This window comes from Streptomyces sp. NPDC051976, assembly GCF_040680795.1.
Classification (GTDB): Bacteria; Actinomycetota; Actinomycetes; order Streptomycetales; family Streptomycetaceae; genus Actinacidiphila.
In genome coordinates this window covers 228,709-236,281 of record NZ_JBFAXL010000010.1, presented here as the reverse complement: position 1 = coordinate 236,281, position 7,573 = coordinate 228,709, and the positions used below count along the sequence as shown (strand labels likewise).

6 protein-coding genes are annotated in these 7,573 nt (G+C 71.7%); 5 read left to right on the top strand and 1 reads right to left on the bottom strand.

All coding sequences use genetic code 11. From position 1 onward, the window contains the following. Positions 1–109: 109 nt before the first annotated feature. Positions 110–1,477 (bottom strand): MFS transporter, encoded by a 1,368-nt coding sequence (locus AB0M29_RS14220; RefSeq protein ID WP_365382528.1) that lies wholly within the window; start codon positions 1,475–1,477, stop codon positions 110–112. Between the two features lie 330 nt (positions 1,478–1,807). On the opposite strand from AB0M29_RS14220, the gene AB0M29_RS14215 reads away from it, so the two are divergent. The 5 genes from AB0M29_RS14215 (at position 1,808) to AB0M29_RS14195 (ending at position 7,569) form a co-directional block, all read left to right on the top strand. Beyond that, the gene (locus AB0M29_RS14215; protein ID WP_365382527.1) at positions 1,808–3,019 is read left to right on the top strand and encodes an ACP S-malonyltransferase; all 1,212 of its coding nucleotides are present in this window, start codon (positions 1,808–1,810) and stop codon (positions 3,017–3,019) included. Positions 3,020–3,213: 194 nt separating this feature from the next. Next, the gene (locus AB0M29_RS14210; RefSeq protein ID WP_365382526.1) at positions 3,214–4,155 is read left to right on the top strand and encodes a 3-hydroxyacyl-CoA dehydrogenase family protein; all 942 of its coding nucleotides are present in this window, start codon (positions 3,214–3,216) and stop codon (positions 4,153–4,155) included. Continuing rightward, positions 4,152–4,409: a phosphopantetheine-binding protein gene (locus tag AB0M29_RS14205; RefSeq protein WP_365382525.1), complete on the top strand. Its 258-nt coding sequence runs from the start codon at positions 4,152–4,154 to the stop codon at positions 4,407–4,409. Before AB0M29_RS14210 ends, AB0M29_RS14205 begins: the two co-directional genes overlap by 4 nt. A 41-nt stretch (positions 4,410–4,450) precedes the next feature. Then, positions 4,451–5,593 carry an acyl-CoA dehydrogenase family protein gene (locus AB0M29_RS14200; protein ID WP_365382524.1) on the top strand — a complete coding sequence of 381 codons (1,143 nt, stop codon included), beginning with the start codon at positions 4,451–4,453 and terminating at the stop codon, positions 5,591–5,593. Next, positions 5,593–7,569, top strand: coding sequence for an amino acid adenylation domain-containing protein (locus AB0M29_RS14195; protein WP_365382523.1), 1,977 nt, complete (start codon positions 5,593–5,595; stop codon positions 7,567–7,569). Before AB0M29_RS14200 ends, AB0M29_RS14195 begins: the two co-directional genes overlap by 1 nt. Positions 7,570–7,573 lie beyond the last annotated feature (4 nt).

Below are 7,573 nucleotides of genomic sequence, written 5' to 3'. Positions count from 1 at the left end.
TCCCCTTTGTCCCCCCCCCCCAACGGGCTCCGGCGCGGCGCCGGGGGGGCCCCGCGCGCCCCCCGCGCCCCCACCGGCCCTCCCGCCCGTGGCCCCGTCGTCGCTTCCCTCAGGCGGTGGCCGCGGGCTCGGGCAGCGCCCGCAGGCCCGGCGTGACGAGCACCAGCAACTGCGGCAGGACGAACCCGGCCGCGCACACCCACAGCGTGTGCCGCGCCCCGATGCCCTCCAGCAGCGCGCCTCCGGACAGGGCGCCGATCGGCGTCGCCCCCCACATCAGGAAGCGCATCGTTGCGTTGACCCGGCCGTGCAGATGCTGCGGCAGTACGGCCATCCGGTAGCTGAACTGCGCCACGTTGAAGACGCTGCTGAACAACTCGAAGACCCCGGCGCCCAGGACGAAGAAGCCCAGCGCCCAACCCGCGCCGGTGAACGGGATGACCGCGATCGCGGGAATCGACAGCAGCGACGCCCACCACATGGTGCGCCCGGTTCCGATCCTCCCGACGATCCGCGCGGCGGCCACCGCGCCGAGCGTCCCCCCGACGGAGACGCCGATCAGCAGCAGGCCGTACACCCCCGGGGAGACGCCGAGTTCGCGGATGACGAACACCACGCTGATCGCGCTCCAGGCGCCGAAGAACAGCATGGTGAGCGCGCCGTTCGCGGCGGTGAGCCGGATGATCCTGTTGCCCGCGACGCAGCGCAGCCCCTCGGCGACCTGCACCCGCAGCCTCTCGTGCCCGGTGCGCTCCGGCGGCTCCTCCACGGCGCCGATCCGCCCCAGCAGCAGGGCGGAGAGCAGATAGCTGACGCCGTCGACGACCAACGCGGCGGGCGCGCGCAGCAGTTGCACCAGCAGTCCGCCCAGGCCCGGCCCGCCGAGCTTGGAGACCTGGTAGACGCTCTCCAACGCCCCCGCGCCGCCCGTCAGATGCTCACCCTTCACCACGGTCGGCAGATAGCTCATGTGGGCGACGTCGAAGAACACCGTCCCCACACCGACGACGGCCGCCACCGCGAACAACTGCCACAGGGTGAGCGCGTCCAAGCCCCAGGCGACCGGGACGGACAGCAGCGCCACCGCGCGCACCAGGTCGCTGACGACCTGGATGGGGCGGCGGCGCATCCGGTCGACCCAGACGCCGACGGGCAGCCCGAGAACCAGGAAGGCCATCATTTCGACGGCGGTGAGCATTCCGATCTGGAATGGACTGGCGTCCAGCGTCACCAGGGCGGTGACGGGTAAGGCGATAAGGGTGACCTGGGTGCCGATCTGGCTCACCGTGTCCGCGCCCATGAGAAGGACGAAATCGCGGTTGCGCCAAAGCCGTTGAGAAGACGGTGCGCTTAACTCGGCGGGTTCGGCGGTGACGGTGGATTGCGCGTTCGGATCGGTCACGAACCTTAGACCCTGCCAGCGCACTCTGTCGAAGTCAAACGTCACCCAAAAGTGTGGTCCGTTATCGGCCAGCATCGCTGATTTCCCGCCGAATGTCGGCGCACCAGGAACTCTCCCCCGCGGAAGCGGCCCCATGCGGAACCCGCGTTCCGCCGTCCCCGTTCCGCGCCGCCGCGGCGACCATTTCCAGCGGCACCGCCTACGGCACCGTAAACCGGACGATTGCGGCACGATCCGCACGTTCCACGCGAGATCCTTTGTTTCCTTGCCTTCCTGTGCGTGCTATGGCATGTTCGGTTGGGACCAGGCAGGAAAGCCGCCCTCCTTGCGCACGTACAAGGATCGGTCCACGGGGGATCGCCGGGCGGCTGCAAACGGGGGGATGTAATGACGGGATTAACCCCGATGATTGCGGCCGTGTTCCCGGGCGTGGGCGCCCAGTACACCGGAATGGGCGCCGCTCTCAGAGACCGTCACAAGGCGTACCGGGACACCCTCGACGAGGCGGCCGCGGTATTGGGCGACGACTGGGCGGACGTCATCTACGACCCCGGTCACAAGGCCCGGCTGAAGCGCCAGGAGGAGAGCCAACTCGCGGTTCTGGTGACCGGCGTTGCGATGTTCCGGGTATTCCGGCAGGAAACCTCGCTCCCCATATCCTTCTGCGCGGGACACAGTCTCGGTGAATACACCGCGCTTTGCTGCGCGGAGGCTTTCGACCTCCCCGACGCCATCCGGCTGGTACGCCGCCGGGCCCAGCTCATCCGCCAGGCGTCGGACGCCCTCACGGGCACCATGATGTGGGTCATCAACCTGGAGGCGGACGTCGTCCGGGCGATCTGCGCGGCCGCCCGGGAGGACGGCGCCCGGGTGCACGTCTCCGCCTACGACGCCCCCCGGCAGGTCGCCATCTCGGGCGACACCACCGACGTGAACGCCGCCGCGCGCGAACTGGAGGCGCGCGGCGCCCTGGTGTACCCGCTGCGACTGGAAGGGCCGTACCACAGCCCGCTGATGCGCCCGGCGGCCGAGGCGATGGCGGAGCTGTTCACCGAGATCCCCGTCCGGCCCCCGTCGGTGCCGGTGCTCTCCGGTGTGGACGGCGAGCGGCACCAAGGGGGTGAGCGGAGCGCCGAGTTGCTGGTGCGGCAGCTCGTGGAGCCCGTGCGGTGGGTCGGGGTGCAGCGCGCCCTGGCCGACGAAGGCGTGGGCCAGGCAGTGGAGTTCGGGCCCGGCGCGGTGCTGGGCTTCCTGGCCGAGAAGACCGTCCCCGCACTGCGCGTGCTGCCCTACGACCGCCTCAGCGGTGAGGGGGAGCTGGCGGCCGCCCTGCGGGTGGCCGAGGAGGACTACCCGCGGATCCTCGACGCCTGCCTGCGTACCGCGGTGAGCACCCGCACCCTCACCCGTGACGGCGGAGCGCTCGCGGGCCACACGGCCGTGGTGGAGCGCTACCGGGAGCTGGAGCTGCTGCGGGAGCGGCCCGCGCCGGCGGTCGCGGACGTGGACCGGGCGCTCGGGGTGCTCGACGCGCTGCTGGAGTCCAAGGGGCTCGCGCCACGCGAGCGCGCCGGAGCCCGTAACAGAGTGTTGTCAGGGCGGCTGTTGACCGGCTGACCGGGCGTGGCCGCATCCACGGACCGCGCCGGCAACGGCGCGGCACCGCGTGCGGCACCGCGGGGCGACGGCATCGCGTGGCGCCACCACGGATCGCGGCGTGACACGGCAGCACACATCACCACCGGCGAGGAACAGGAGGCGGCAGTGGGGCGCAGCACTGGGTTCGGTGTGACGGAAGGGAAGACGGGGACGTGAGTGAGGACAAGCGGGTGATCGGCGTGCTGGGCGCCGGGGCCATCGGGAGCACGGTCTGCGCCGACCTGGTGCTGCACGGCTTCCGTGTCGTGCTCGTGGACACCGACCCGGCGGCGCTCGACCGTACCCGTGAAGTCGTCGCCGAGGCCGCGCACTTCGGGCCGATGCTGCGGCGCGCGCTGCCCCGGGTGAGTCCGGACGAGGCCCTCGCCGCGATCGACTTCACCGGGGAGCTGTCGGCCCTGCGGGACTGCGAGTTCGTCGTCGAGAACGTCAGCGAGCGGTGGGAGGTCAAGGAGCGGGTCTACCGGGCCCTCGACGAGGTGCTGCCGCCCGGCGTGGCGATCGGCGTGAACACCTCCAGTATCGGCATCGGGCGGCTCGCCGCCCTCACCAGCAGGCCGGAACTGGTCGTCGGGGTCCATTTCATGAACCCCTCCTACCTCAAGGACACGGTCGAGGTGATGCGCGGCGCGGACACCTCGGACGCGTGCCTGGCCCAGGTGACCGGCCTGCTGTCGGCGCTCGGCAAGGAAGGCGTCGTCGTCGGCGACTTTCCCGGCTTCGTCAGCAACCGCGTGTCCCATCTGTTCTTCAACGAGGCCGCCCGGCTGATCGAGGACGAGGGCCTCGATCCCCAGGTCGTCGACACCATCTTCAAGAAGTGCTTCGGGCACCGGATGGGCCCGCTGGAGACCATCGACCTGATCGGCGTCGACACAGTCACGCTGACGCTCGACAGCCTTTACGACAGCTATCAGGACCCGCGTTTCCAGGCCAGCGGCCTGCTGCGCTCGATGATGGCGCAGGGCCGTCTCGGGCGAAAGGCGGGCGCGGGTTTCTACCAGTACGGACAGTACGGCCGCAACGGCCGGAACGGCGGCTCGCCGGACCGGTCGGCCGCGAGCACTCCGTCGAACACAGGGAAGAGGGCATGACAACTCCGGCGCACGACGAAATCGCCCAGGTGGTACTCGACTTCCTCGCCCAGCACGATCCCGGCCCGGCGCCCGACCCGGACGAGGACATGTTCGACACCGGCCGGGTCAATTCGCTCTTCGTGATCCAGCTCATCGGCTTCCTGGAGAGCAGGTTCGAGATCAAGGTCCTCGTCGACGACCTCGACCTGGCGAATTTCTCCACCGTGAACAAGGTCGTGGATTTCGTGCTGCAGAAGCAGATTCACGCCTGAGGCAAAGAACGGACGACAGGACGGAAGACGGGCCCCTCATCGTGGAACACCTGCTGACCGCCGACGAGGCGGCGCATCACGCCTCGCTCGTGAAGGACCTCGCCCGGTGGCGCCCCGACGCGGCCGGCTGGGACCGGGACGGCCGCCTGCCGGAAACGGTCGTGCGCTGGTGCCGGGAACAGCGGCTGACCGGCGCCGCCCTGCCCGCCGCGAGCGGAGGCGGCGGCTGGGACCCCGTGCGGACCGGCCTGCTGTACGAGGCGGCGGGCCGGGTCAGCGCGTCGCTGGCCTCCCTGGTCAATGTGCACCACATGGCCGCCGAGGTGGTGGCCCGCTGGGGCACCGCCGAGCAACAGCGCGACGTACTCCCCTCGTTGGCGGACGGCAGCCGGCTGGCCGCCATCGCGATGACCGAGCCGGGGGGCGGCAGCGATCTGTCCGGGATGGAGACCGTCCTGGAGGAGCGCGACGGGCGGCTGCTGCTCAACGGCCGCAAGGTCTTCATCACCTTCGGCGGACAGGCCGACGTTTTCCTGGTGTTCGCCCAGCGCGCGGGGCGCTCGACCGCCTGCCTGGTCGACCGGGACCACCCCGGACTCACCTTCACGCCGATGGGTGACGTGCTGGGCCTGCGCGCGGCGGCGCTGGGCCAACTGGACTTCCACGACTGCGAGATCGGCCCGTCCGCACTGGTCGGCCGGGACGGCTTCGGGCTGGCGGTGCTGGTGCCCCTGGCGCTGGAGCACGGACGGCACGCCGTGGCCTGGATGGCCACCGGGATGCTGCACGAGGTGTTCCGTGCCTCGTCCGGGCATGCGCTGGACCGCCACGCCTTCGGCCGCCCGCTCATCGAGCACGGGCAGATCCAGTCCCTGGTGACCCGGATGGGCACCGATCTGGAGGCCGCCCGCCATCTGTGCCTGACCGCGTCGCGGGCACTGGCCTCCGGCGACCCGGCCGCGACCGACCGGGTGCTCACCGCCAAGTACTTCGCCTGCCGTGTCCTGGAGGAGCACAGCGCCCAGGCCGTGCAGATCCTCGCCTCGTCGGGGGTGCTGGAGTCCGGGGACACCGCCCGCGCCTACCGGGACGCCAAGGTGCTGAACATCCTGGAGGGCACCACCCAGATCCTGGAGCGCATGCTCGCGCCCCGGCTGGCCAACTCCGCCCGCCGGAGCGGATGATGGCGACCGCACACGGCCGCCTCGAAGGGCACACCGCCGAGGCGCGTTCACAAGAACCGGAACGGATACGGGCGTTGGCGCTGGCCGCCGCCGCCATCGCCGTCCACTACACCGGCACCGACCGCACCAGCCGGTTCGCGGCGCTCGGCGCCGAGTTCGCGGTGGACGTCGACCCCGACGAGCCCGTCACCGCGCTCGCCGAGCGCATCACCCCGTGCCCGGAGTCCACTCCCGCTCCCGGTGAGGACGGTCCCCTCTACCACCTGGAACCCGCCGCCGACGCGATACGGGTGGACCACCCCGACGCGCTGACCGCGGAGGCGACCGCGCGGATCTGGGCGACCGTACTGGACCAGATCCTGCGGGACCCGTCCCGCCCGGTGGCCGGCTACCCGCCGCTCGACCCGCGGGACCGCGACGAGGTGCTGGCCGGCTTCAACGACACCGCCAGGGACTTCCCCTCCGGCACCACCCTGCACGGCCTGCTGCGCGCCCAGGCGCGGGCGACCCCGGACGCCGTCGCCGTCAGCACGGACGAGCGGTCGCTCAGCTACCGCGAGCTGGACGACCTGAGTGACGCGCTCGCGTCCCGGCTGGCCGCCGAACTGCCCGCCGGGCGGGGCATGGTGGCGGTGCTGGCCGAGCGGACCGTCTGGCTGCCGGTGGCGCTCTTCGCCGTGCTCAAGTCGGGCCGGGCGTATGTGCCGCTCGACCCGCAGGCACCGGCGATGCGGCACCGGCACCTGGTGGAGTACAGCGGGGCCGGGGTCGTGCTGACCGCCTCGGACACCTCCGTGGACTTCGGGGTGCCGCTGTGGGACCTGCGGGACCCGGCCTGCTTCCCCGAGGCGACCGGGCCGCTACCGGTCACCTCCCCCCGCGACCTGGCGTATGTGCTCTTCACCTCCGGCTCCACCGGCTCCCCCAAGGGCGTCATGGTGGAGCACCGGGCGGTGGTCAACCGGCTGGCGTGGATGCAGCGCCGCTACCCCCTCGGCCCCGGCGACACCCTGCTGCAGAAGACGCCGGTGATCTTCGACGTGTCGGTGTGGGAGCTGTTCTGGTGGACGCTCGTCGGCAGCCGGATGCATCTGCTCGCGCCCGGCAGGGAACGCTTCCCGCTGGCGATCGTGGAGACCGCGGAGCGCGAGGGCGTCACCGCGCTGCACTTCGTCCCGTCCCTGCTCACCGCCTTCCTGGCCCATCTGCGGTCCACCGCCGACGCGCCGCGGCTGCACGCGCTGCGCTGGCTCTTCTCCAGCGGCGAGAGCCTCACCCGCGCCTCCGCGGTGGAGTTCGGCGAGCTGTTCGCGGGCAAGGCGACGCTGGTCAACCTCTACGGCCCGACCGAGGCGACCGTGGACGTCACCAGCCACGACTGCGCCCAGCGGCCGGAGCCCGGCCGGATCCCGATCGGCGCGCCCATCGACAACGTGCGCGCCTACGTCCTGCGGTACGGCAACCCGCTGCCCGTCGGCGCGTTCGGCACCCTGCACCTGGCGGGTGAGTGCGTGGCCCGCGGCTACCTGGGCGCGCCGGAACTGACCGCGCGCGGCTTCCCGCCGGAGTACGGCAACCCCGGCGGCCGGATGTACGACACCGGCGACATCGTCCGCTGGCTGCCCGACGGGCAGCTGGACTTCCTAGGCCGCCGGGACACCCAGGTCAAGATCCGGGGCATCAGGATCGACGTCACCGAGGTCGAGAGCGTGCTGCAGCGGGCCCCGGGCGTCCGCGAGTGCGCGGTCACCGTGCACCGGCCGGGCACCGCGCTGGCCACGCTCCGGGCCGCCGTCACCGGGGAGGACCTGACCCGCGAGGGCCTGCGCGACTACCTCGCCGCACGGCTGCCGCCCTACCTGGTGCCCACCGGATACGACCGGTTCACCGAGCTGCCGCGCACCGGCTCGGGAAAGACCGACCGCCGGCTGCTGGCCGACGCCGACCACGTACGGGCGCACCGGATCGGACTGTAGGGAC

Bases quoted from the DNA above. Each gene is read 5' to 3' on its own strand.
- AB0M29_RS14195 (WP_365382523.1), top strand. From the start codon at position 5,593: ATGGCGACCGCACACGGCCGCCTCGAAGGGCACACCGCCGAGGCGCGT.
- AB0M29_RS14205 (WP_365382525.1), top strand. From the start codon at position 4,152: ATGACAACTCCGGCGCACGACGAAATCGCCCAGGTGGTACTCGACTTC.
- AB0M29_RS14215 (WP_365382527.1), top strand. From the start codon at position 1,808: ATGATTGCGGCCGTGTTCCCGGGCGTGGGCGCCCAGTACACCGGAATG.
- AB0M29_RS14220 (WP_365382528.1), bottom strand. From the start codon at position 1,477: ATGCTGGCCGATAACGGACCACACTTTTGGGTGACGTTTGACTTCGAC.